This is a genomic window from Pseudobutyrivibrio sp. UC1225 (genome assembly GCF_900115215.1).
Classification (GTDB): domain Bacteria; phylum Bacillota; class Clostridia; order Lachnospirales; family Lachnospiraceae; genus Pseudobutyrivibrio.
Window position 1 is genome coordinate 283,688 of the sequence record NZ_FOVQ01000003.1, and the last position, 25,399, is coordinate 309,086.

21 protein-coding genes are annotated in these 25,399 nt (G+C 35.5%); 20 read left to right on the plus strand and 1 reads right to left on the minus strand.

Features of this window, described 5'->3' with window-relative positions:
* The first annotated feature begins 34 nt into the window (after positions 1 to 34).
* From rffA to BMZ41_RS06370, 4 genes are read left to right on the plus strand one after another with little or no spacing between them, the layout of a single operon-like run.
* Positions 35 to 1,168 (plus strand): dTDP-4-amino-4,6-dideoxygalactose transaminase, encoded by a 1,134-nt coding sequence (gene rffA, locus BMZ41_RS06355; protein ID WP_090527816.1) that lies wholly within the window; start codon positions 35 to 37, stop codon positions 1,166 to 1,168.
* A 2-nt stretch (positions 1,169 to 1,170) separates the two neighbouring features.
* A complete protein-coding gene (locus BMZ41_RS06360; RefSeq protein WP_090527818.1) occupies positions 1,171 to 1,692 on the plus strand; it encodes a GNAT family N-acetyltransferase in 522 nt (173 codons plus the stop codon).
* Between the two features lie 5 nt (positions 1,693 to 1,697).
* A complete protein-coding gene (locus BMZ41_RS06365; RefSeq protein ID WP_090527820.1) occupies positions 1,698 to 2,645 on the plus strand; it encodes a glycosyltransferase family 2 protein in 948 nt (315 codons plus the stop codon).
* An 11-nt stretch (positions 2,646 to 2,656) separates the two neighbouring features.
* Positions 2,657 to 5,557, plus strand: coding sequence for a hypothetical protein (locus tag BMZ41_RS06370; protein WP_090527822.1), 2,901 nt, complete (start codon positions 2,657 to 2,659; stop codon positions 5,555 to 5,557).
* A gap of 27 nt (positions 5,558 to 5,584) precedes the next feature.
* On the opposite strand, the gene BMZ41_RS06375 is transcribed toward BMZ41_RS06370, so the two are convergent.
* Positions 5,585 to 6,760: a glycosyltransferase gene (locus BMZ41_RS06375; RefSeq protein ID WP_090527825.1), complete on the minus strand. Its 1,176-nt coding sequence runs from the start codon at positions 6,758 to 6,760 to the stop codon at positions 5,585 to 5,587.
* A gap of 129 nt (positions 6,761 to 6,889) precedes the next feature.
* On the opposite strand from BMZ41_RS06375, the gene BMZ41_RS06380 reads away from it, so the two are divergent.
* From BMZ41_RS06380 to BMZ41_RS06455, 16 genes are read left to right on the plus strand one after another with little or no spacing between them, the layout of a single operon-like run.
* A complete protein-coding gene (locus BMZ41_RS06380; protein WP_090527828.1) occupies positions 6,890 to 7,690 on the plus strand; it encodes a glycosyltransferase family 2 protein in 801 nt (266 codons plus the stop codon).
* Between the two features lie 10 nt (positions 7,691 to 7,700).
* Positions 7,701 to 8,567 (plus strand): lysylphosphatidylglycerol synthase domain-containing protein, encoded by an 867-nt coding sequence (locus BMZ41_RS06385; protein ID WP_090527830.1) that lies wholly within the window; start codon positions 7,701 to 7,703, stop codon positions 8,565 to 8,567.
* Position 8,568: 1 nt separating this feature from the next.
* Complete coding sequence (locus tag BMZ41_RS06390) at positions 8,569 to 10,023, plus strand: hypothetical protein (protein WP_090527832.1); 1,455 nt, start codon at positions 8,569 to 8,571, stop codon at positions 10,021 to 10,023.
* Positions 10,016 to 10,408 carry an HAD family hydrolase gene (locus BMZ41_RS06395; protein WP_090527835.1) on the plus strand — a complete coding sequence of 131 codons (393 nt, stop codon included), beginning with the start codon at positions 10,016 to 10,018 and terminating at the stop codon, positions 10,406 to 10,408. Before BMZ41_RS06390 ends, BMZ41_RS06395 begins: the two co-directional genes overlap by 8 nt.
* 15 nt (positions 10,409 to 10,423) lie before the next feature.
* Positions 10,424 to 12,670 (plus strand): glycosyltransferase family protein, encoded by a 2,247-nt coding sequence (locus tag BMZ41_RS06400; protein WP_090527838.1) that lies wholly within the window; start codon positions 10,424 to 10,426, stop codon positions 12,668 to 12,670.
* 5 nt (positions 12,671 to 12,675) lie between these two features.
* Positions 12,676 to 14,391 (plus strand): formyltransferase family protein, encoded by a 1,716-nt coding sequence (locus tag BMZ41_RS06405; RefSeq protein WP_090527840.1) that lies wholly within the window; start codon positions 12,676 to 12,678, stop codon positions 14,389 to 14,391.
* Between the two features lie 2 nt (positions 14,392 to 14,393).
* Positions 14,394 to 15,671 carry a glycosyltransferase gene (locus tag BMZ41_RS06410; protein WP_090527843.1) on the plus strand — a complete coding sequence of 426 codons (1,278 nt, stop codon included), beginning with the start codon at positions 14,394 to 14,396 and terminating at the stop codon, positions 15,669 to 15,671.
* A gap of 16 nt (positions 15,672 to 15,687) precedes the next feature.
* Positions 15,688 to 16,869 (plus strand): glycosyltransferase, encoded by a 1,182-nt coding sequence (locus BMZ41_RS06415; protein WP_090527846.1) that lies wholly within the window; start codon positions 15,688 to 15,690, stop codon positions 16,867 to 16,869.
* Positions 16,870 to 16,892: 23 nt separating this feature from the next.
* Positions 16,893 to 17,831, plus strand: a complete 939-nt coding sequence (locus BMZ41_RS06420) for a glycosyltransferase family 2 protein (RefSeq protein WP_090527849.1) — start codon at positions 16,893 to 16,895, stop codon at positions 17,829 to 17,831.
* Positions 17,832 to 17,834: 3 nt separating this feature from the next.
* Positions 17,835 to 18,773 (plus strand): alpha-1,2-fucosyltransferase, encoded by a 939-nt coding sequence (locus BMZ41_RS06425; protein ID WP_090527852.1) that lies wholly within the window; start codon positions 17,835 to 17,837, stop codon positions 18,771 to 18,773.
* A gap of 33 nt (positions 18,774 to 18,806) precedes the next feature.
* Entirely contained in the window at positions 18,807 to 19,646 is an 840-nt protein-coding gene (locus tag BMZ41_RS06430) for a glycosyltransferase family protein (protein WP_090527855.1), read from the plus strand.
* 12 nt (positions 19,647 to 19,658) lie between these two features.
* Positions 19,659 to 20,720 (plus strand): glycosyltransferase, encoded by a 1,062-nt coding sequence (locus BMZ41_RS06435; protein WP_090527858.1) that lies wholly within the window; start codon positions 19,659 to 19,661, stop codon positions 20,718 to 20,720.
* Positions 20,713 to 21,681, plus strand: a complete 969-nt coding sequence (locus BMZ41_RS06440) for a glycosyltransferase family 2 protein (RefSeq protein WP_090527861.1) — start codon at positions 20,713 to 20,715, stop codon at positions 21,679 to 21,681. The genes BMZ41_RS06435 and BMZ41_RS06440 overlap by 8 nt, the downstream gene beginning before the upstream one ends.
* 17 nt (positions 21,682 to 21,698) lie before the next feature.
* Positions 21,699 to 23,342: a hypothetical protein gene (locus BMZ41_RS06445; protein ID WP_090527864.1), complete on the plus strand. Its 1,644-nt coding sequence runs from the start codon at positions 21,699 to 21,701 to the stop codon at positions 23,340 to 23,342.
* 11 nt (positions 23,343 to 23,353) lie between these two features.
* Positions 23,354 to 24,439 (plus strand): NAD-dependent epimerase/dehydratase family protein, encoded by a 1,086-nt coding sequence (locus BMZ41_RS06450; RefSeq protein WP_090527867.1) that lies wholly within the window; start codon positions 23,354 to 23,356, stop codon positions 24,437 to 24,439.
* Positions 24,440 to 24,449: 10 nt separating this feature from the next.
* Entirely contained in the window at positions 24,450 to 25,388 is a 939-nt protein-coding gene (locus BMZ41_RS06455; RefSeq protein WP_242942018.1) for a glycosyltransferase family 2 protein, read from the plus strand.
* Positions 25,389 to 25,399: the final 11 nt, after the last annotated feature.

Consider the following 25,399-nt stretch of genomic DNA (forward strand, 5'->3'; position numbering starts at 1 on the left):
AATTAACAAACGTTTAAACAAGCGAGGTATAACTATGATTCTATTTAATGTACCACCATTAGTTGGAACAGAGGAGAAATATATTAAGGACGCTATTGCTAAGCACAAGATTTGCGGTGATGGCGAATATACTAAAAAATGTAATGCATGGTTCGAGGAGAAGACAGGTTCACCAAAGGTTCTTCTCACAACTTCATGCACACATGCTACAGAGATGGCTGCACTTTTATGTAATATTCAGCCAGGTGATGAGGTTATTATGCCATCCTTCACCTTTGTATCTACAGCAGATGCATTCGTGCTCAGAGGAGCAAAGGTTGTATTTGTAGACATTCGTCCTGATACTATGAATATCGATGAGAACAAAATCGAGGCTGCTATTACAGAAAAGACAAAAGCTATCGTGCCTGTTCACTACGCAGGTGTTGCTTGCGAGATGGATAAGATTATGGATATCGCGCGCAGACATAACCTTTGGGTGGTTGAGGATGCTGCTCAGGGTGTTATGAGTAAATATAAGGGCAAAGCTCTTGGCACAATCGGTGATTTCGGTTGCTTCAGCTTTCATGAGACAAAGAACTACTCAATGGGTGAAGGTGGAGCTATCCTTATCAAGAATCAGGATATGGTAGAGCCTGCTGAAATCATTCGTGAGAAGGGTACTAACCGTGCAAAATTCTTCCGTGGACAGATTGATAAGTACACATGGGTAGAGGCTGGTTCTTCATACCTTCCTTCAGAGCTTAATGCTGCATACCTTTACGGTCAGCTTGAGGAAGCGGATAAGATTTTTGATGACAGAATGAATTCTTGGAACGAGTATTACAAAGCTTTCAAGGATTTAGCAGATGCAGGCAAGATTGAGCTTCCTACTATTCCAGAAGGTTGCGAGCACAATGCTCACATGTTCTACCTTAAGTGTAAGGATTTGGAGGAGCGTACAGCTCTTATCAGCTTTGCTAAGGAAAATGATATCCTCATGGTATTCCACTACATCCCACTTCACTCAGCACCAGCAGGAAAGAAGTACGGAAGATTTAGTGGCGAGGATGTTTACACTACAAAGGAAAGTGAACGTTTAGTCAGATTACCACTTTACTATGGTTTTACTAAGGAAGACAGAGATAAGGTAATCCAGACTGTTAGAAAGTTTTATGAAGGCAAGTAATAATGAAAATTGAAGGTGAAAGAGTTTTTTTAACGCCTATTACATATGATGATTGTGAGGATTATATTAGATGGAGAAATAGTGATTTGATAAAATCACGTTTCATTTACAGAAAGGACCTTACAGTTGAAGACCAAAGAAATTGGATTAAAAATATGGTTGAAACTGGTAAGGTTGCTCAGTTCATCATATGGGACAAAAATGACAATAAGAAGATAGGTTCAGTATATTTACAGAAGATTGATCAGGATAAAAAGGATGGAGAATTTGGAATCCTTATTGGAGAGGTTGATTATTTAAACGGCGGACGCGGAAGTGAGGCCGCCAGATTAATCAATCGATATGGTTTCGAGGAACTTGGTCTAAAGAAGATTTATCTTAGAGTTCTTGCTTCTAATGACAGGGCTATTCATACATATGAAAAAGTTGGATTCAGACCTGAAAAAGATGGGGCAAAAAAATATATTGAAATCGATGGTGTAGACACAGAAGTGTTGTTTATGTCAGTAGAGAACGCGGAGTAGATAACATGAAATATTCATTTGTAATTCCCTGCTATAGATCCGAAAAGACACTTGGTAAAGTAATTGATGAAATTCAAGCTAAGATGTCTGAGATGAATCATCAGGATTACGAAATAATACTGATTAATGATTGCAGTCCAGATAATACCTGGGGTACTATCAGAAATCTATGCAGCAAGAATGAAAATATAATAGGTATAAATCATGCGAAAAACTTCGGTCAGCATGCTGCACTGATGGCAGGCTTCCATTTTGTTTCAGGCGATATTGTGATTTGCTTGGATGATGATGGTCAGACACCTGCTAATGAAGTGGACAAGCTATTAGCAAAGGTGATTGATGAAGATTATGATGTGGCTTATGCCGAGTATGCTCACAAGCAGCACTCTGGTTTTAGAAACTGGGGCAGTCATGTTAATAAAGTGATGACTGAGGTAATGCTTGGAAAGCCAAAGGAGCTTTATATCTCTAGCTACTTTGCTGCAAAGAGATATATTGTGGATGAAATGCTTAATTATAAGGGCGCTTATCCATACGTAATCGGTCTTGTTCTTAGAACTACAAGAAATATTTGCAATGTAGAGGTAAATCATAGAGAAAGAACTGAAGGAGCATCAGGCTATAATTTCAAGAAGCTTCTTGGATTATGGATGAATGGTTTTACATCCTTCTCAATACTTCCTCTTCGAATTGCATCCTATGGTGGAAGTGCTATTGCATTTATAGGATTTATATACGCTTTATATGTAATAATTCGTAAAATCGTAGCTCCTACTGAGTACCTTGGATGGAGTTCTACAATGGCTGTTTTACTTATTTTAGGAGGTTTAATCTTATTAGTATTAGGTCTCATAGGTGAGTACGTAGGACGAATTTTTATAAGCATTAATAATTCGCCACAGTATGTCATTAAGAATATAATCAACTACGATAGCGTTGAGAACAAAAATTAAACGAGGAAAATATGGATCAAAATCTATTACAGGATACTAGTAAAAAAAGATTATCATTTTTTGCCGGCATGATGTTTTTAGGTGCCATACTTATTTTGGTATATTCAGCCCTGACAGGAAATGATAATCAGAAGTTTACGGATATTGTAGTGGAGTTTACTGCTATGGATGGCAGTAATAAAAGTGCTGAGAGAACAATGTTTTATTTGTTCTCTTTTTTTGGTGCATTTATTTACGGACTCTACTTCTTAATTGGAAAATACGGAAAACATAAAGAGGATGCTGTGACTTGGAACAGGGGCAGCTTTGTTACAGTAGGACTTGCAGTTTCTCTTATTACTAATCTGGTTTTATATAAGACCATAAGCTGGATTGTGCTGGGAGCGTTGATTATAACTGCCGTAGCCAGAATAAAAAACAGAGATCTGGTTGTATCAGGCGCGGCTTTTGTGTTTATAGCTGTATACGCTATATGCGGCATATACAGAGCTTTTGTGTTCTTCGGTGGAACAATACCAGCAGGAGAGAAGAAGATTGCTTTATTAGCCTTTATTATCTCTATGGTGGTATTCCTATTTGGGAAAAGTGAAAAAGTTTATATGAGAGGAATCCTAATAGGACAGCTTTTGATTCCTTTTACTCTTTTGATTTATATCACCTCAAACTATATGTATGGAACAGAGCTTTATAAGATAAACATTCCAAAAAGGGCTCTGATTTTAGTTTTAGCAATTATTGCCGCTTTCGTGGCAGAGGCAGTATTGAAGATTAAAAAAGAATGGAATAGCCCTGATGGATTGGGCAGTGTGCTTACACTGGGGGCGTGCACATCTATCATGTCCTTCAACAGATTTAGCGGCACGGGCTCTATCGTGCCAACAGATCTTCATCACCCTTTTGAAAATATTATTGGATACTCGCAGATATTCGAACTTGGACAGAAGCCTTTCTCAGAATATATTCCTGTATCTGGAATGTATCCACTTCTTCAGGGATGGGTGTTTAAGGTGTTTGGACATGGATTAGCATCATTCTATTACCTTACACAGAATTTATTCTATCTGCTTATTCTGACAGCCATTGTTTATTTACTGAGAAAACAGTTAAAGGCAGAGTGGGTACTTCTAATCTCTATCGTATTTACGATGACAGATTACAACAGAGTAGCACTTATAGCGCCTATCACCTTGCTTTTGGCATGGCCAAGCCTGATTCAGAAAAAGAATCTATGGCTCAAGGCATGGTTTTTGACCAGCTTTGTGCACGGCCTCTATTATCCGGTATTTGGTGCAGCAGTATGTTTTGGCTTCCTTCCACTTGGAATATGGCAGATATACACCTATGCAAAATCAGGCCAGCTCTTAAGGGACGTTAAGACGGTTAAATTCTGGGCATGGTGGATAGTATGTTTTGTTCCAGTCATCTGCGGATTGGGATGGTTGCATGGAACAGTAAAGCATATGCTGGCTATGGGAGCACAGACTATTTATGCTGATGGCATGGCTCGCTTTGGACAGATGGCACCAGAAAATTTCCTGTCCTATATCTCAAATATGCCAGCAAAGGTAATCCTGTATTATATCCTTTCTTATCTGATTGTCATTGCCATTGTATGGCTTTCGGTGGCGCTGTTCTTAAAGAGCGGAAATGTATATATAGAAAATAAGAGAATTAGAATCAATAATCCTGAGAATGGCTTTTTAGCTCTTTCAATGGGACTAATGATGTTAGTTTCCTTTAGCTATACAGTTGTACGCTTTGATTACAATGAAATCTATGCACGAAGCTATGGTGTGGTGACTGCAGCCTTTGTAATATTAATAGTTCTGATTGGGCGATTCATTAAAGACGAAAATAGGAATACACTTTGGATATTCGCATTTGCGATATTTATTATTTCTGTGGTTTCAGCAGAGGGAGTACTTCATATTGGAGATGGTTCAAAAATGGAAGCCAGCTACACAGTCCCTGAGGGATATGTGTACGTGGCAAATGATAAGCCAAGACTGGGAGAGTGCTTCATCGAGCAGAGCGAGTATGAATATGTTACTCGTACAAACAACTATGTAGACACTCTTGGAAGAGATAATTCTTACTTTGGCTTGGTAGACAGTTTTGGCTTGTTCTATCTCTGTGATATCAAGGGTGATTCTGTAATGGAAATCCTGAACACCATAAAGGGTTATGGTGCAGTAGAGGAGAGTATAGAAAATATTAAGGCAAACGATTCTATAGTAGGTCTTAATGTTAATCCACTGAGAAATTATTATCTGTATCATTGGTTGCTAACATCAGGAGAATATGTATTTGATAATAACGCAAGATTATTCTTACCTAATGATGGAAGTGTATCAAGGGAGCAGATACTTGCTCAGAACAACAATGTAACACTGCCGCTTGATTACGTTGCAGAGGATATTGGCAAGGTGGCTGGTTCTTTTGGAAGCTCTATGGATACCCTCGAGTCTATATTCACAGAGCCAGACATTAGTTATAACTTATCAACCAAGGGAGATGAAGTAGAAGTATCCTTTGATAAAGTCTTTGATGGTAATGATGCAGATTTCATCTATCTTGAATTCGAGAATCGGGCACAAGACTACAGCTATGTGTTATATGACAATCATTCAGTGGTAGAGCAGAGTGCAGCAGGTATAATAAAAGGTTTGCTGAGAAAAGAATATAACCCTGACACCAAGGTTACGGTATCATGGATTAGTGATATGGGTGAAAAATGTTCTCAGACCTGCAACATGGACGAAGGCAAGCTACTTTTTCCTGTAGGCGCAGTGAGAGGCTGGCTGATGAATTCCCACTCTAAGCTAACAATCACTGTTACAAAGGGCGGAAACGAAATAAAGGTTCCTGTAATAAAGACACTTAGAATGCTTAAATGCAGAGAGGTGGAGTAAAAAAGAAATGCTATGGCCAAGGAATGGTCATAGCATTTCTTTGTATAGTGTTAAATATTCTTTTATAGTCTTTTCATTTGAAAGATTGGCATCTGATTTTGAGATACTATCAACGGATGATAATGCCTCAAGTATTGCACCTGCATTTTTATCCTTTAAGGTTACTCCAAAGAGATTTGCACTTTCAGGGCTACCACCAGTGTTATATGTGATTACAGGAGTGCCACAGGCAATGGCTTCCAAATTTGTGGTAGGATAATTATCCTCGTAGGTAGGATTAACAAAAACATATGCAGCAGAGTATAGCTCTACTAATTCAGCTACGGAATCAGTTCTTCTGATTCCGATTATTTTTTCAGGAAGCTTCTCAATCTGCTTTTTTTTAAGACCTACAAGTACAATGGCATAGCTATCATCTATAAGCTTAGAGAGCTGGAGAAAATCATCAAGCCCCTTTCTTCTATCCCATACAGCGGCTACACCTAAGATGATTTTTTTACCAACTAGCCCAAGCCTCTCGTGAACATCACTCTTTACAGGTTTGAATACAGATGTATCAATTCCGTTATGGATAGTCTGGACAGGGTATTGTCCCATATAGGAAGCCTTTACCAGATTCTCCAGCCATACAGAAGGTGTTACGATAGTTAAATCTGAAAGGCTTGTAAAGAGACTTCTTTTTAATTTAAAATTCTCAGCGGAATGGTCAGTGCCCCAAAGAACAGGGTATACACCCTTCTGAGGACAGCCGCCACAGCCAGTCTGCCATCTATTGCAGTTCTCATAATTAAAATATGTGCAGTGTCCTGTGAAGCTCCAGCAATCATGAAGAGTCCAGATTACCTTTTTACCACTGGTTTTAAGATAGTCAAAAAGTACTGGAACATTTATATAGTATCCATGAATATTGTGGAGATGAATAACATCTGGATCGTATTCTTTTACCCAATCAATAAATTTCTCGGTAGCAGCCTTACTGCCCATACCCATTCCATCAAAAAGACGAGCTTTAAGTCCGTGCATTTTCACGTCCATATTAGAGCCAATGCGCACAGCGAAACGCTGGTATTGAGAAGGAATATTGTCTCTGCCGTATGCTATTTTTACTTCATGGCCCTGCTTCTCCAGCTGCATAGCTAAATCTGTACAGATTCTGCCAGTGCTTTTGACTCCACAGACCACATTTATCATTAATATTTTCATAATATGTATAATAGCACTTTTATACCTATAGAGAAATGGCTTTAAACGTTTCATATTATTGGTAGATAGTGTATAATTTACTCTGTGTTATTGTGTGAAAATAGGGGAGTAAGGAAGGTTTCTATAATTATGGACAACAAGATTTTACTTTTTATACCAATGTACAACTGCGAGAAGCAGATTGTGAGAGTATTAGGACAGCTTACAGATGAGGTGTGCGGATATCTTTCAGAGGTACTTGTTATCAATAACAGAAGTACTGATAATGGTGAGCAGGTGGTTCAGGATTATTTGAAGGAACACCAGCTTCCTGTAAAGGTATCACTTCTTAGAAATGATGATAACTACGGGCTTGGTGGCTCACACAAGGTGGCCTTTAACTACGCTATTGAGAATGGCTTTGACTATGCTATTGTACTTCACGGTGATGATCAGGGGGATATAGTTAATATTCTCCCATATCTTAAGAATAAGGAATACGAAAAATATGATTGTTTCCTTGGAGCACGTTTTATGAAAGGTTCCCAGCTTCAGGGCTATTCGAATTTTAGAACCTTTGGAAACATCGTATATAATTGGATTTATTCATTGGGATGTGGATATAGAGTATATGATTTAGGCGCCGGACTAAATATGTATAAAGTGGAAATACTCAAGGATAAGTTCTACTTGAAGTATAAGGATAATCTTGTGTTCAATTATTGCATGGTAATAGGTTCTGCTTTTTATAAGCACAAGGTAAAGTTCTTCCCAATTATCTGGCGTGAGGACGATCAGGTTTCAAATGTTAAAATGGTAAATCAAGCGATTGTGGTCCTAAAAATGCTTGGTGTTTATATAGTTGACAAAAAGAAGTTTGCAGAAGGCGAACATAGAGACAAAATCGTGGAGGCTTATACTGCTCAGGTTATTTATTCAAATCAGCAGTAGTGGTGACAGGATGAAGAAAAAATCTTTTGCTTATAACTTGATAAATATTTTAGTGTTGCTATTGGCAGCACTAATCTTTTTTATGAACTTCGAGGGATTGAAGGACTTTCAGCAGATTGGCGGAGGGCAGATACTTATTATCATAGCCACCGTTATGCTAGTGCATTTCCTAAAGGCTCTCAGATTATATCTGGCACTTTATGGAGCGGATATCACACCTTCCACATATGCGAAGACATACTGTAAGGTTACACCTGTAAGTATTTTGCTTCCATTTAAGCTTGGTGAGTTTTTCAGGATGTACTGCTATGGTCATTACACGGGCAACATGCTCAAAGGTGTAGTTACAGTATTAATGGATCGCTTCATGGATACTATCGCACTTGTCACTATGATTATTGTGATGTGGCTAGGTAGCGGAGAAGCGATTATACCTCTTGTATATCTGTTACTGGTATTCATCGTAGCCTTTGTTTTGATGTTTTTGGTATTTCCAGGTTTGTATTCATACTGGAAAAAGTTTTTACTGCGAGCAGATGCATCGACAAGAAAAATAGCTGCGCTGAAATCACTTGAGGCCATGAACAAGGTTTATCTTGAAATAATGAACGTATCACGAGGACGAGGAATCATCCTTTACGTATTATCTCTTTTGGCATGGGTGACAGAGATTGGTAGCGTCGTAGTCTTAGCTAGGATGAACGGAATTAATGCAGATGGTTCCCTTACAAGAAAGATTTCAGAGTATCTGGAGTCAGCTTTGATGGGCAATCAGACAATAGAATTAAGACGTTTTGTATTACTTAGTGTAGTACTTATGATTGTGATTTATCTTTTTGTAAAAGCTTTTGATATAGCAAAGAGCGAGAGGAAGTAGCATGAAGACAATTATTATTTATGATGATACAGGAAGAAAAAGTGAAGTAATTCAGGACATCATTGGCGAGAAGGGATTTGCCGATGTAGTAGTGAAGAAGCGCTGCTTAGAGGATTACTACAAAGAAGAGATGGAGAAAATCTTCTCTGATGTGGTATGGCAGAAGATTCATTCTGTATTTGAATATGTTGAGTTATTAAAGCATCTGGATGTGTATAATATGCAGGATGTGAGGGTAATTCACTGCTTTTCAAATTATATCGTGTCAGATGCCAGAAAGGCTCGCCTTTCTTTTGAAAAGCTTGCCTTTATCGATGAGCCTTTTGGCGCTCTTGATGGAAATAGAGCAGTAGCAGCACTTTTTCCTGACTTAGATTCCTACAAGGCATTTTGTAAAAATATCATTGCAGGCCGTAAGGCTTGGGATCTTATAAAGGAGCTGGAGGAGCATTTCAATATCGACGGCATGGTAGATATTGGAATTATCGGAAACTTTATCCAGTGTGTCACAGGAAATTTTGATTCCAGATATTTCAATAGCTTAAAGGGAAATGAATATACTCTTGTAAAATCATCTACAAATAAGAAAAAGATTAAGGCAGAGTATGATTTCTATCACCTACTTCCAGAGGATATGAAGTACTGGTTTGTCATGCCTTTCGATTATAAAGAGGATGATGAAAAAGCTAGCTATACCATGGAGCGTCTCCACATGACAGACCTAGCTATCAAGTGGGTACATGGTTCCATGGAAAAGTCTGAGTTTGAGACACTTATGGATAAGTATTTCTATTTCTTCAAGTGCCGTCATTCAAAGGCTTGTTCTGATACAGAATACAAGGCTATGGCTGATGAGCTTTACATCAATAAGGTTGATAGCCGTATCGCGGATTTAAAGAAGCTTCCTGAATACAAGAGAATCGATACTCTCCTTTCAGGAGTGGATAATATTTCCATCGATGATTTATTAAAGAGATATTATGCTCTCAAGGACAAGATTGAAGCTAGAAATAATTATCCAAAAGAGCTTGTAATAGGCCACGGAGATCCTTGCTTCGCAAATACTTTATACAATAAGTCTACACAGACTTTGAAGTTTATCGATCCTAAGGGAGCCAGCAAGGAAGAGGATTTATGGACTAATCCATACTACGACATTGCAAAGCTTAGCCACTCTGTATGTGGCAAGTATGATTTCTTTAACAATGGCTTGTTTGATATTAGAATCGCTGAGGATTTTAGTTACGATTTAGAGATTCCATTCGATAACAGCGAATATATGAAGATATTCAAGGCTAAGGTAGAAGAAAACGGATTTGATTATTTAACAGTTCGTATTTACGAAGCATCATTATTTATTTCTATGCTTCCATTACATATTGATAACCCACACAAGGTATTTGGATTTATCTTGAACGTGGATAGAATTTTGAAGGAGATTGAGGCAGATGTATAAGGACTACTCATTTGTATTTGATATTGATGGCACACTTTGCCCTATAAAGAAAAAAGAAGAGCGATACGAGGATTTGGTTCCATACCCAGATATGGTAGAAAAGCTTAGAGAATGCAAAGCTGATGGAGCCAAGATTATTCTTTATACATCTAGAAACATGAATTCCTATAACGGAAATATCGGTCTTATTAATAAAAATACTGCAGTAGTATTACACGAGTGGCTTGAGAAATGGGATATTCCATACGATGAAATTGTATTTGGAAAGGTTTGGCCAGGACACAAGGGCTTTTATGTAGACGACAGAACAGTAAGACCAGATGAATTTTTAAAGCACACTCCAGAGGAGCTTGAGGAGATTTGTGCCCGTTCAAGAGAACATTAATTAGGAGATAATGAGTTGGAAAAATTAAGAGACAAAAAGATAATCGTATTTGTTGTGGAACTGTTGGTGTTGGCATTGATGATTATCACTATGGCAGTCCGCTCAAAGGGAAATAATACTATCAATGTAGATCTTGCTGATATGAAATCGGCTTTTGAGGATTTTAGCTACAATGGTTCATCTTGGAAATTTGATGCCGAAACTGCTAGGCCGTACATTGATACAGAAAGTCTTATTTATGGACCTGGTTGTTCCTTAAAGCCTGGCACATACACCATAGTAATCGATTACAATTCTACAGCAATTCACAAGGTGGGATTGGATGTAGAAAAGGGTGTCATAGACACAGCTGACTATTTCATGCTTAGTAATAATAAGAATGAAGTAAGATATGATTTCGCACTAAAGTCTCATGTAGAAAATTTCAATTTCAGAATCAAGCAGTATTATGGTGGAGATTTTGAAATAACAGGAATGCAGATAATTAGAAATAATAACGACGTAAAATCGTTGATATTTGTATGGGTATTGGCATGCGTTTTATTCAATTGTTTAGCATTCGTCGATTGTATTTACAAGAATAGAAATTATATTTATCTTGTGGCTGGAATTGCATTTTTAGCATCTCTTCCACTTTTGGCAAAGGGAATCTTGCATGGAGATGATATCAGATTCCATATGGTCAGAATAGAGGCTATAGCAAAAGGTCTTTTAAATGGAGAGTTTCCGGTTAGAACATATTCTGTATTCAACGATGATTATGGATATCCTGTGCCTGTTTATTATGGTGATGTATTATTATATATCCCAGCCGTCCTTAGAATTATTGGCTTTACTATTATGCAAAGCTACAAGGCATATATTTTCTTAGCAAATATTCTTACGGCTGCAATTACTTTTGTTTGTGGTAAGAAGATGTTTAAAAAGGATGTTACTGCTGGAATATTTGCATTGGCATATACACTTTCTACCTACAGATTACTTTGCCTTTATGCAAGAGCTGCTGTAGGAGAATATACTGCTACATGTTTCTATCCAATTGTTATCTTAGCTATTTGGAATATTTACACAAAGGATGTAAAGGAAAAGGGCTATTGGAAGAATGCATTTATTCTTGCAATTGGTATGTCAGGAATTGTATATAACCATGTTTTATCTACCGAGATGATGGTGCTTACCCTGACTGGTGTTGCTATTGTTTTATTTAAGAGAACCTTCCGAAAGGAAACCCTCCTTGTTATAGGTGGAGCAGTGGTTCTTTGCATGTTGATAAGTGCTTCATTTATAGTTCCATTTGTGGAATTCTATAAAGGACTTGATATTATGCTAAAGAGCACTATTACATCTGATTATATTCAGGCTAATGGCGCACATATAGCTGATTACTTCGCCTTCTTTAAATCAATTACTGGAGGTAACTATTCTAATCGAAGAGGCTTACATACACCTGGTCTTATTTTAATGGTGGGTCTTTTAATTGGATTTTATTTAATTGCTACAAAGAAGGCTGATAACAGAATCAAAGTGACATTTGCAGGTTCAGTGGTTATGTTATTTGTGGCTAGCGACTGTTTCCCATGGAATAGAGTATATGAGATTCCAAAGATTGGAAAAATGCTAGTAACAGTACAGTTCCAGTACAGATATATAGGTATCGCTATTTGCTTCTTGAGTGTGTTGCTTTGCTTGTGTATTGATAGAATAATCGAGCTAAAGCTTATAGACAAAAGGATTTATGCCTATATAGCATTGGCTAGCACACTTATGACTTGTTTCTTCCTCAGTCAGTATTTGGATGAGAGATTTGCAATAAGCATCAACAATTCTTATGATACGGCAGACTTATTTATTTACTCTCGTGGTGGCGAATTTGGAATGTACGAGCTTATAGCAGGCCAGTACCTGTTGGACGGTACTAATGTTTCAAAAGAAGCTATCGACTATGGCGAAGATATGAAGGCTTCTGTGGTAAAAGAAGACGGAGTGGATTTGACAGTCGATGTGGATGTAGAAGCTGGAGAAGCAGTGGAGCTTCCAAGATTCGCATATCCGTATATCATTGCAAGAGATAAAGATGGTAATAAACTGGATGCTGTAAGAGGAAATAATAATAAGCTTACAGTAAATTTTGTTCAGCCATATTCAGGTGAGATTAGAGTTGGTTTTGAGGAACCATGGCATTGGAGAGTGGCTGAAATAGTTTCGATACTTTCAATTGTAGGTATAATTGTGGTCTACAACAAGAAGTGGCAGCGGAGATAGATTGAATGAAAATATTATTTTTATGCACAGAGGGTGATTATTCTAACTGTGTAATAAATGCGGTAAGTAAAGAATATTCTGATTGTACAGTAGTGTTTGAAGAAAGGCTTTCTAAAAAGAAACTGGCCACAGGAAGAATTAAGAGACTCGGGTTATTAAAGGTGGCTGGACAGATTGCCTTTCTAACATTTGTACCAAGAAGATTAGAGAAAAAAAGCAAATCTAGAATTAGTGAAATTATTAGTAAGTTTGATTTGAACATATCAGAAGATTTCAGGGAAAAAGTACCTGTTATCAATGTACCAAGTGTTAATTCAGATGAAACTATAAAGGCAATAAACGAAGCTAATCCAGATATTATTATTGTAAATGGTACAAGAATTATCTCCAAAGCTATTTTGGAGCAGATTAAGTGTCCAATTATAAATATGCATTTAGGCATCACTCCAAAGTACAGAGGTGTTCACGGTGCTTATTGGGCAGTGGCAAATGGAGATTTTGAAAACTGCGGTGTGACAGTGCACATGGTAAATGCTGGTATCGATACAGGTGATGTTATCCAACAAAAGGTAATTACTGTAACAGGAGAGGATAATTACGTAACCTATCCATATATTCAGGTGGGCGAGGGAATCAAGCTGGAGCTTGATATATTACGTAAGTTTAATGAGACAGGAATAATAGACACCAAGAGGGTGGATTTACCATCAAAGCTTTGGTATCATCCAACACTTTTTGAATATTTAAAAAGATCCAGGCAGGGCATGATGTGTGTCTCTTTGGATTATGAGTTGTACTGGGGCATGAGTGATGTTATAGAAGCAGATGCTTTTAGAGACCAGATTAATCAGACTAAGGAGGTGGTTATCCCTGAGCTATTAAAAGTATTTAAGAAATATGGAATTCATGCTACATGGGCAATTGTGGGCGGTATTCTAACAAAGAATAGCTGTGATTATGACGCTATTGCTCCAGCAGAGGTGTTCAGGCCTACCTATGCCAATGGAGAAGTTTCTACCTACCTGAAATACAATAATCCTGATATAGCGGAAATGTTTTATTATCCAGAGTCCATTGAGCTTATTAAAGTAGTGGAAGGACAGGAAATTGGTAGCCATACCTTTTCGCACTATTATTGCACTGAAAAAGGACAGATTTTGGAGCAGTTTGAGGCAGATTTAAATAGTGCAAAAAATGTTTTAAATAAGCACGGCGTGGAGCCAAAATCTATAGTATTCCCAAGAAATCAAATCGATGGAGAGTATCTGGAAAAGTGTGCTGAAAGAGGCTTCACAACCTACAGAGGGTTGGAAGACAACTGGATTTATAATAAGATGAGTGGTCTGTTACTGAGAGGACTTAGATTGCTGGATAGCTATATCAATCTTAGCGGTTCAAATACCCATAGCCCAAGCTATGTAAATGGAATGGTAAATATTACAGGTTCTAGATTATATAGGCCTTATATATCGAAATTAGCTATGTTTGAAGGGTTGAAGCTACACAGAATAAAGAGACAGATGCTATACGCTGCCAAGCATGGAAAAGTTTTCCATTTATGGTGGCATCCACACAATTTTTCAACATACACAGAAAAGAACCTTGAGAATCTGGAAGAAATATTAAAATACTATCAGGTTCTCAAAGAAAAGTATGGATTTAGAACCATGAATATGGGCGAGATAGCTGAAGGCATAATATTAGATAAGGGTGAAAAATAAGAGTGAAGGTTTTAATTGTATCATTAGAAACTTGGAGAGAAGATAATAATGCTGGAAATGTAACGACTAATCTTTTTTCTGATTCAGGTTTTGAATTCGCAAATATATATTGTTCACCTGGTGAGCCATTCAATAGCTTGTGCAAAGATTATTACCAGATGACCGACAAGATGATGTTATTAAATCTTTTTAAGGGCACAAAGGTGGGAAAGAGGATTTCCTACAAGGATTGGCCAAAGAATAATAATGTCGAGGATGTACGAGTAAACAGTAAGGTATATAAGTTTTTTAGGAAATTTAATTTTCACATTTTTTATTTGTTTAGAACATTTGCTTGGAGCATGGCAAAGTGGGAGAATAATGATTTGGATGATTTTATTGAATCCTTCAAGCCAGATGTTATCTATTCGCCATGCTACGGCACAAAAGAAATGATAGATGTGCTGGCATATGTAAAGAAGAAGGCTAATGTCCCGGTGGTATCTTATCTGTGGGATGATATGTATTTCTTTAAACAGATTTGTTTTGAACCAGCATATTGGATTAATAGAATTCTTTTCAGAAAAGCTCTGAGAAAGAATAAAGATATGTTTGATCTCTTCTACACCATGACAGATGAACAAAAGGAAGAGATGGGAAAAGCTCTTGGAATTGATTTCAAGGTGCTTAAAAAGTATGGCGATTTCATAAATGTATCACCAAAGGAAAGCCTGAATAATCCACTACGAATCATTTATGCAGGAAATCTGTTGTATGGTAGATGGAAGACTTTATCGATTATCGCAGAAAGCCTAAGAGAGATTAATAAGGATTCAGTGAAGGCAAAGCTTGAAATATACACAGGAGACACCCTGATTGATAAGTATGTAAAGCTTTTGAATGACGGACGTTCTTCTGAAATCATGGGAAGGGTATCCTATGACGAGCTGAGAAAAATCTATAAGAGTGCAGATATTGCCCTTCATGTGGAATCCTTTGAGCTGAAATATAAGCTAAGAACAAGGCTGGCCTTTTCAACTAAGATAATTGACTGTTTGGAAAGCGGTTGTGCCACAATAGCCGTGGCATGGAATCAGCAGGCTGGATACAGATATCTTAAAAAACATGATTTGGCTTTTTGTATAGATGATAAGAAGGATATAGATGCGACACTTAAAAAGATTATAGCTGACAGGGATTCCATTCTCGCTTATTCAAATAAGGCGGTGGAATTTGGTAGAGATAATCTGGATAAGTCGAAAAAAGAGCAGTTTTGGGATGATGTGAAGGCTCTAATATAAAACAGGATGAGTAATAATGAAGGTTGTTCAGATAAACGCATATGAAAAAACTGGAAGCACCGGAAAGATTTGCATGGCAATAAATGAATTGCTGGAAGCTAATGGCGACGAGGGTTATATTCTTTATGTTATGGGTGAAAAATCTGATGCCAAAAGAAATATAAAATATGCAAGCAATATAGAAATATATTTTCAGGCATTTATGGCGAAGCTACTGGGTAATTATGGATTTAATTCCCGATTAATTACAAGTAGGCTTATAAAAGAACTTGATAGAATTACTCCAGACGTAGTTCATCTGCATAATATTCACACACATAATGCGAATCTAAAGATGCTTTTTTCTTATCTGAAAAAGAACGGGATAAAAGTAGTTTGGACCTTTCATGACTGTTGGGCGTTTACAGGATATTGTACCCACTTTGATGGTGTGGGTTGCGATAAGTGGGAGCATAATTGCGGGAAGTGCCCACAGGCCAACACATATAGCTGGGTATTTGATAAATCAGCATTGTTGCAGGATACGAAGAAGGATTTGTATGAAAACTATAGCTTTTCAGTAGTTACCCCTTCAGAATGGTTGGGAGAAATAGTTTCAAAATCCTTTTTATCGAATAATACTATTTCCGTAATTAACAACGGAATAGATTTGAATATATTCAAACCTACAAATAAAGAATTTAGAAAAAAAATAGGAAATGACAAAAGAATAGTGCTGGGTGTTTCCTTTAACTGGAATGCAAAAAAGGGATTAGATGCCTTTATAGAGTTACGTAATCTGCTTAATTCCTCATACATCATTGTGTTGGTTGGCCTAAGCAATGACATGGCATCGTCTTTACCTGAGGGAATCATTCCTATAAATAAGACAAACAACCAACAAGAGTTGGCAGATATATATTCATCGGCGGATGTTTATGTAAATCCTACTTTGGAAGACACATATCCTACTGTAAATATGGAGGCTATAGCATGTGGTACACCAGTGGTGACATATGCTACTGGTGGTGCACCTGAAATATTAGGTGGTAATTGCGGTGTTTCAGTGGAAAAGGGCAACGTATCAGCCTTAAAAGCTGCCATAGAAAAGGTATGTGACGACCATGAATACTATGAAAAAGCTTGTGAGGTTAGAGCAAAAGATTTTAATCAGATGAATGCTTTTAAGAAATATATTGATTTATATAAGGCTTTATAATTTGCGAGGTGTATAGAAGATAAATGGATAACGTTTCAGCTATAGATCAAAATGAATTAATTAGTGTAATCATGAGTGCATATAATACACCAAATGATTATTTAAAGCTATCTATTGATTCGATATTGTCACAGACATATAAAAATATAGAATTGCTAATAGTAATTGATTCTCCTGATAATGAAGAGATGATCCACTTTATCGAGGCGGAAGCTCGTAAAGACGACAGAGTGAGATTAATATATAATGAGCAAAATATTGGATTACCTGGAAGCCTGAACGTGGCATTGGCAGAAGCAAAAGGGAAGTATATTGCCCGTATGGATACAGATGATATAGCTTTCTGTAATCGTCTGGAAAAACAGCTTGAGTGCCTTGAGTCAGGGGTTTATGATCTTGTGGCTGCAAAGATTTTTTTAATGGATGAAGAAGGCAACGTTATATCTGAAGAGGATAAAACTTGTTGGACTGACAGGTTTTTAAAGAGAATCCTTCAAGAGGTTAATTGTATGCCTCATCCTACATGGTTGGGCAAAAAAGAAGTGTTTGACAGTCTTGGTGGATATAAAAATATAGATGCATGTGAAGATTACGAATTCCTTTTGAGGGCACTGGCACATGGATTTCGTTTGGGGATGTGTGATACCACATGTCTTAAGTATAGGGTTAACCCCAATGGAATATCTTCTACAAAAGCTCTGAGACAGGATCTTGCATCATATTATTTATCAAGGAACAGAAATACATTAGAAGATAATATAAAAGAAAGAATAGAATATTTTTTAGAAAAATATCTTTCACCTCAGGCTATGGACGAATATGCAAAGCTTGAGGATAGTAAAAAAAATAAGAATCGATTTATAGTTGATATAGTGGAATTGGTTAAGATTCCTGGGGTGCATCTTCTGTATGCACACAGAATAAAGATAAAATTGCTTTGGCTTTTTTCGGCGAGAGGATAGTGCATGATTTATTTAAAATTAAGAGGGCGAATAGGAAATCAGCTTTTCATATATTCTGCAGCTAGAATGGTTCAGATACTGAAAGGTGAAGATGAGACAATTATTATAGAAGATACAAACAATCACTCTCCTGAAGGTATAGAGTATGCCAATTCGCTTGTGAATTATGAATTGCCAAATGTTAGATATATACATGAAGAATCATTTAATGATGGATTGAAGATTGTATGGCTGCGTTTAAAACGCAAAATTTTATACAGACTTTTAGAAAATGGATTAACAAATGACCAGGCCCATGAGAGGACATTACGTTTACATAAATTTTATGAGAAATTGGGCATAATAAACGTACAGGATGGATATATTCCATTCCCTAAAAAATTCTCGAAAAATACATATATCGATGGCTATTATCAAAGTGAAAAGTATTTCACAGACATAAAGGACGAGATAAAAAATCGTTTTCGAATTGAGGATGAACTGAAAAAATCAAATTATCCTAATTTGGATTTAATGCGTTCTAGAAATACCGTTTGTATTAGTATCAAAGTTCAACACAATGTTGGAAATTACATGTATGATGTATGCCATCAGGATTATTATGAAAAAGCCATAGAATATATTATTAGCAAAGTAGATAATCCTTTATTTTTTATTTGTTCTGATAATGTTGAATATGTAAAAGAGAATCTTATAGATACAAGTAAGTACGATGTTGTTTGTCAAGCCAGTGATTACCCTGTTCATTTATCACTTGCTGCGATGGCGCAATGCAAGCATTTTATCATAGGTAATACATCCTTTGGTTGGTGGGCACAATATTTATCTGATAACCCTGATAAAATAGTTATTGTTCCTGATAGATGGTACAATGGTATGGGCGATTGGCAATATGATATTTATACAGAATATATGAAAATAATAAGTACATCTACTTGCTGAAAAATAATAGTTACAAAATAATGAGGAATAAAGATGACTAAAAGAATTGCAGTTTTATACATAGCGACAGGACCATACATTGCTTTTTGGAAAAGATTCATTGATTCCTTTGAGGAAAAATTTTTAAAAGAATGCGAAGTGCATTATTATGTATTTACAGATGCTACCAATATATATAGGAGTGATGAGTCAAGAGTTCACATAATGTATCAGAAATCTGAACCATGGCCACTACCAACATTGCTCAAGTTTCATAGATTTCTTGAGATTAGAGAAGAATTAGAGAAGTACGATTATATATACCAGTCCAATGCAAATGTAGTTTGTAACAAAGTTGTTAATGAAACAGATTTTTTGCCAAGACAAGAAGATGGAGAGAAATTGATATTTACTTTACATCCTGGTTTTATGAGAAAAAAAATATATGATTATCCATATGAGAGAGATAGTAAATCAGGAGCATATGTCCCATATAATAAAGGGAAAGTTTATGTGTATGGGGCGATGAATGGTGGTGTGGCAAAGGACTATTTAGACTTAATTAATTCGTTAGATTGTGGGATTATTGAGGATCTGAAAAATAATAGAATTGCAAAATGGCATGATGAGTCATGGGTAAATAAAGCTATAATTGGGCGAAAAGATTATAGATTATTAGACCCGGCATTCAGTTATCCTATAGGATTTGAGATTCCATATGAACGTATTATTTCAGGAGTTCCGAAGGAAGATGTATTCGATGTAAAGAATTTTAAAGGTACATATCCTGTGAAACGATCGTTTTTGGGAAAAATAGTCAATAGAATAAAATATTACGCAGAATATATAAAAAGGAGATTAAACTATATTATAGACACAATCTTAATGAAATAGACGAGGAATTTTATGTGTAAGTTATCAGTAATTGTACCAGTTTATAACACAGAAAAATATCTATCAAAGTGTATCTGTAGCTTGCTCGAACAGGAATATGAGGATATCGAAATAATATTGGTAAATGATGGCTCAACAGACAGATCTGATTATATTTGTCAGAGCTATGCAAAGCAGTATAGCAAGATTAAGTATATATCAAAAAAGAATGAGGGAGCATGTAGAGCTCGTTATACGGGAGTGTTGCTTGCTGAAGGTGATTATCTCGGATTCGTTGATAGCGATGATTATTTAAAACCAGATTACTTTTCTGTACTTATGGAGTATGCAGATACATATAATGCAGATATTGTTACTGCAGGATATAGTATAAATGGGAAAGTCGTATTTGATGTTCCCTCAGAAGGATTGTATAGAGGCGAAAAATTGGATGATATTTATGCCAAAATGATATTTGATAAACACCAAAGGCGTAATGGTGTGCTTTGTAGTTTGGTTACAAAGATAATTAAGAAAAATCTCTATTTAGAGGTTCTGCAAGGAAAAGAGATTTCTATAAAATTATGGGAAGATCTATCATATCTTTATAAGATTTTGTTAAGGGCAAAGAATATATATATATCAGACAATGCAGGATATATATACAGACAAAACATGGAATCTATTTCACACAGATATAATGAAAATATGTTTGGAGATATATTACAATCCTTTGAATATAGTAAATTTGTATATGGTGATGAGGATGAAAATATCCAAAGGCAAATATCTGAATTAGAAGCACATGTTTTGTATGTAGAGTTAAAAAATATGGCAGAAAACGCTGGAGGTTATTATAAATTTAAGAAGTTATTATTTTCAAACCATGTCCCAGGGTTTTGGCAGAATCTTTCGAGAAGGATTGATAGCATAGAATTCTTTACACATAAAGAAAAAGAGATTATCAATGATATTGTTGAAAAAAAATATTGGAAAGTATATATAAGCCTGCGGGTGGCTAATTTGATTTTAAAAATAAGAGTAAAATTATATAACACACGTGTTAGGATAAAGAGATTGTTTCAATATGAGTAAAATTAGTGTAATAGTTCCAGTATATAATGTTGAGAATTACTTAGACAGATGTATAGAATCCATTGTCAATCAGTCTTATAGAAACTTGGAAATAATTCTGGTTAACGATGGTTCCACAGATAAATCGGGGGAAATATGTAATCGATTAGCAAGAGTGGACAATAGAATAAGAGTAATACATAAGGAAAATGGTGGACTTTCATCAGCTAGAAATGCAGGGTTGGATAGTGCGACGGGTGACTATATAGCATTTATAGATTCGGATGATTATATTCATACAAAAATGTATGAGATCCTAGTTAAGGTACAAAAGGACACTGGTGCAGATATAGTTTCATGTGGGTATCAGATGTTTGATGAAGGGGATGTACCAAAAGAGATTGATTACGACAATTTTGAATTCTTTGAATATACAGGAACAGATATTTACAATCAATTGTGGGATAGAGATACATCTACCGTAATTCAGTGCCAAAAATTGTTTAATAAGGATGTTTTTTCACATATACGTTATCCGGAAGGGCGTATTCATGAAGATGTATATGTGATTCATAGAGAGTTAGGTAAAGTCAATAAATATGTTTTTGTTGATATTCCATTTTATTATTATATGATTCGTAACGGCAGTATTATGCAAACTGAATCTTTTACTTCTATAAACGATGCTCTAGAGGGATTTGAAGATAGAATTCGATTCTTTTCCACAAGAGGGTTACATGAATATGAAGATAGAACACTCAAAACTTTATTTGAATATATTCAGTTGAAATATAGGATGTTGGCAAAGGATAATAATAGGGATGGTTGTAGATATCTTCAAAGCAAAATGAATATGTTATTAGCAATGTACAATACAGGAGATTTTCTTGAAAATAAAGAATTAAGCAAATATAGAAAAATGAGAAAGAATTATCTCATTCTAAACGTTAAAATAAAGATTAAAAGTATAATTGGAAAATGATTATATTTGAGGATTGTATGAAGAGGTTAAATATAAAAAAAGAGAATATAATAACATTGGTATTATTTATATTGATATGCATAATTTGCTATAAAAATATATATATACTAAAAGATAGAAATACTTTGGTTTATGATGAAATTATAAGCTTTTACCGTGCTTCAGCGTTGGGGGCTGTGGATCAGAATAGAATAGATTGGATTAATCCTGAAAGATACATGAACAACATATTCTGCGGGAATGACTTTTGGGATGAATTATGTGTATTTAAAAGCAATAGTATCTTTAATTCATGGGGGATTTTGGACTATTGCAAGGGATTGATTTTAGGACGCCAGTATAACATCTTTCTGAATGGTGTTAACTCTATATTTGGAAACGAAAATTTGTTTTTTCAATCAATCCTGTTAAATGTTTTAATTTTTGCTATGGTTTTGGTATTGACCTTTAAGCTATGCACCAAGCTTTATAGAAATTCTGTGTATGGATTAGTAGGTGTGGCTTTAATGGGGCTTAGTGGCAGAGTGTCAATGACCGTTGGATACTGCAGATTTTATATATTATATACTTTTTATGTATTGTTATTAATATACATTTATTATTTGCTACAAAATGAACAATCATTTAAACGCTATATAGTTCTTATTGTAACAAGTATGTTAATTACTCTTTTTGGATATAACAATTCTCAATACATGGCAATCATTTCTATAGGTTTGTTATTAATATTTGTTATTTTTAGAATTGGTAAGAAGGAGTATAAAAAGGCTGTAACAATAATTGGAATGTATGGTGGAGCTTTTTTGTTATATGCTATTATCAAATATGATTCAATTAAAGCTGAATTGATTGAAGGCGAGTTCAGTGGAATTAATATGAGTCAATTAAAAAATGCAGTCTATAATTTCCTTTATAGAAGTAAAGTGGATTCTGTTACATATTTCCTCGGAAATATCAGAATGCTTTTAATGGATTCATCTTCTGATAAAATAAAAGTAATTCTGTTTGGAATTATAATAGTTAATATTTTGGCCATCGTATTGACTATAAAGAAAAAGTTTACAAACGAGCTTTGGTGGACTATAGAATTTTCTGTTTTATTCTACATTTTGATTATTAGTAGAATCGAACCATGGAATACATGGCGCTACATGTCAAATATTTTTTTTATGGTTATTTTATTACTTCCAATAGGGCTTGAATTTTTTGATAGTAATAAGTTATCCTTCTTGGCCTTAGGAATACTTTTCTGCCTAATAGTCTGGACTATATATAATGGGTATTCAAAGGAGAATATACTTATAAGTTTGGATAACGACGGGCCGTCATTTGAAGATAGAGAATATATGGTTACTAACTATAATAATACACACAATATATACCTATATGATGGAGATTCAGGAACGTTATTTTACGGGGCGTACTTATGGGGGCCAGAGAGTAAATTTTATTTCTCCAGTGCAGATGACATTTTTGAGGATACTGTTGAAAGGAATGAGATTTTATCAAGTGATGAAGTTTATATCTGGACTACCAATAAAAATGAGTTAACGGATGATATCGAACAGTTATTAAATACACAAGGATTCTCTGGTGGAGAGATAATATTAAATACTGATGTTAGAGGCCGACATCAGGTTCATAAATTTGTGAGAAAATAGGGTGAAAAAACATGTTAAATAATAAGCGAATATTGGTAACAGGTGGTGCTGGATTTATTGGTGCGAATCTTATTATGAGATTGATAAAGGATTATTCAGGTATAAGTATAATTTCAATTGATAATGTAAATGATTATTACGATGTAGAGTTAAAGGACTTTCGATTAAAACAAATCGATGCACTAATAAAAGAAAGAAAAGATGTATCGTATAGATTTATAAGAGATACGATATGTAATAAACAGGTTATTGAAGATTTGTTTAAAGAATATCAACCGGAGATAGTGGTGAATCTGGCAGCACAGGCAGGAGTAAGATACTCCATCGAAAATCCTCAAGCGTATATAGATAGTAATTTGATTGGGTTTTATAATATTTTAGAGGCTTGCAGGTATAGCTATAATAAAAAAAATGAAAACTCGACATATCAAGGGGTTGAACATCTTGTTTATGCATCATCATCTTCTGTATATGGTTCAAACAAAAAAGTTCCTTATTCAACAGATGATAAGGTTGATAATCCAGTATCATTATATGCGGCCACAAAAAAATCGAACGAATTAATGGCACATGCATACAGTAAGTTATATAATATACCAAGCACGGGATTGAGATTTTTCACTGTATATGGCCCGGCTGGAAGACCTGATATGGCTTATTTTGGATTTACGAATAAGCTTATAAAGGGTGATAAAATTAAAATTTTCAACTATGGAAACTGTAAACGTGATTTTACGTATATTGATGATATTGTAGAGGGAATAATTAGAGTGATGGCAGGAGCACCAAAACGCCAAATAGGCGAAGATGGGCTTCCAGTACCACCTTATGCAGTTTATAACATAGGTAATCAGAATCCTGAAAATTTATTGGATTTTGTAAATATCCTTCAGGAAGAGTTGGTAAGGGCAGGCGTATTGCCTGATAATTATGATTTTGATGCTCATAAAGAGCTGGTTCCAATGCAACCAGGTGATGTTCCGGTAACATATGCAGATTGTCAGCCATTATTAGATAATTATGGCTATAAACCATCAACGTCATTAAGAGAAGGATTGAGACAGTTTGCAGAGTGGTATAAAGAATTTTATTGTTAGTGGAGAGAACATGATGAAGAGTATATCAGTAGTAGTTCCGGTTTTTAATGAAGAGGGAAATGTAGCTGAGCTACACAGAGAAATTTTAGAAGTTTGTCAGAAAAATGGATATGAATTTGAAATTATTTTTATAGATGATGGGTCAAGTGATAGGACAGTTGAGATATGTAAAACATTAAGACCTCTAAAGCTCATTCAAATGAGAAGAAACTTTGGTCAGACAGCAGCAATGGATGCTGGAATAAAAGAAGCAAAGAATTATTATGTAGTTACTATGGATGGTGACAGACAAAATGATCCTGCTGATATTCCAATGATGATTAAGTATCTTGAGGAGAATAATTTAGATATAGTTTCTGGTTGGCGAAAAAACAGAAAAGACACATTTATGAAAAAGTTCACATCACGAGGTGCAAATTTCTTAAGGCATTTGATAATTCATGACGGAATACACGACAGTGGTTGCTCATTAAAAGTATATAAAAAGGAATGCTTTGAAGGAATTAATTTATACGGAGAGCAACATAGATTTATCCCAGCTTTACTAAAGATAAAAGGGTTTACTGTTGGAGAGGTTGTGGTTCATCATCGCCCTCGTACAGCAGGAAAAACAAAATATAATTGGAAACGAACCATAAAAGGTTTTGTTGATATGGTTTCTGTATGGTTTTGGAATAAATTTGCAAGCCGACCTTTGCACCTGCTGGGGGGCTCAGGGATGGCATTTATTATGTTGGGATTTGGTTGTGGTATCTGGTCAATTGTTATTTATGCCTCTGGTGCAAAGATGTCTACAAACATTATTCCGCCATTATTAACGATATTTTTTGTCATAATCGGAGTGCTTTTATTTGTTTTTGGTTTGATGAGTGAAATAATGATGAAGACTTATTATGGCGTTCACGTTGACAGACCATACAATATTAAAAATATTATAGAAAACAATTAATAGTATAAAAA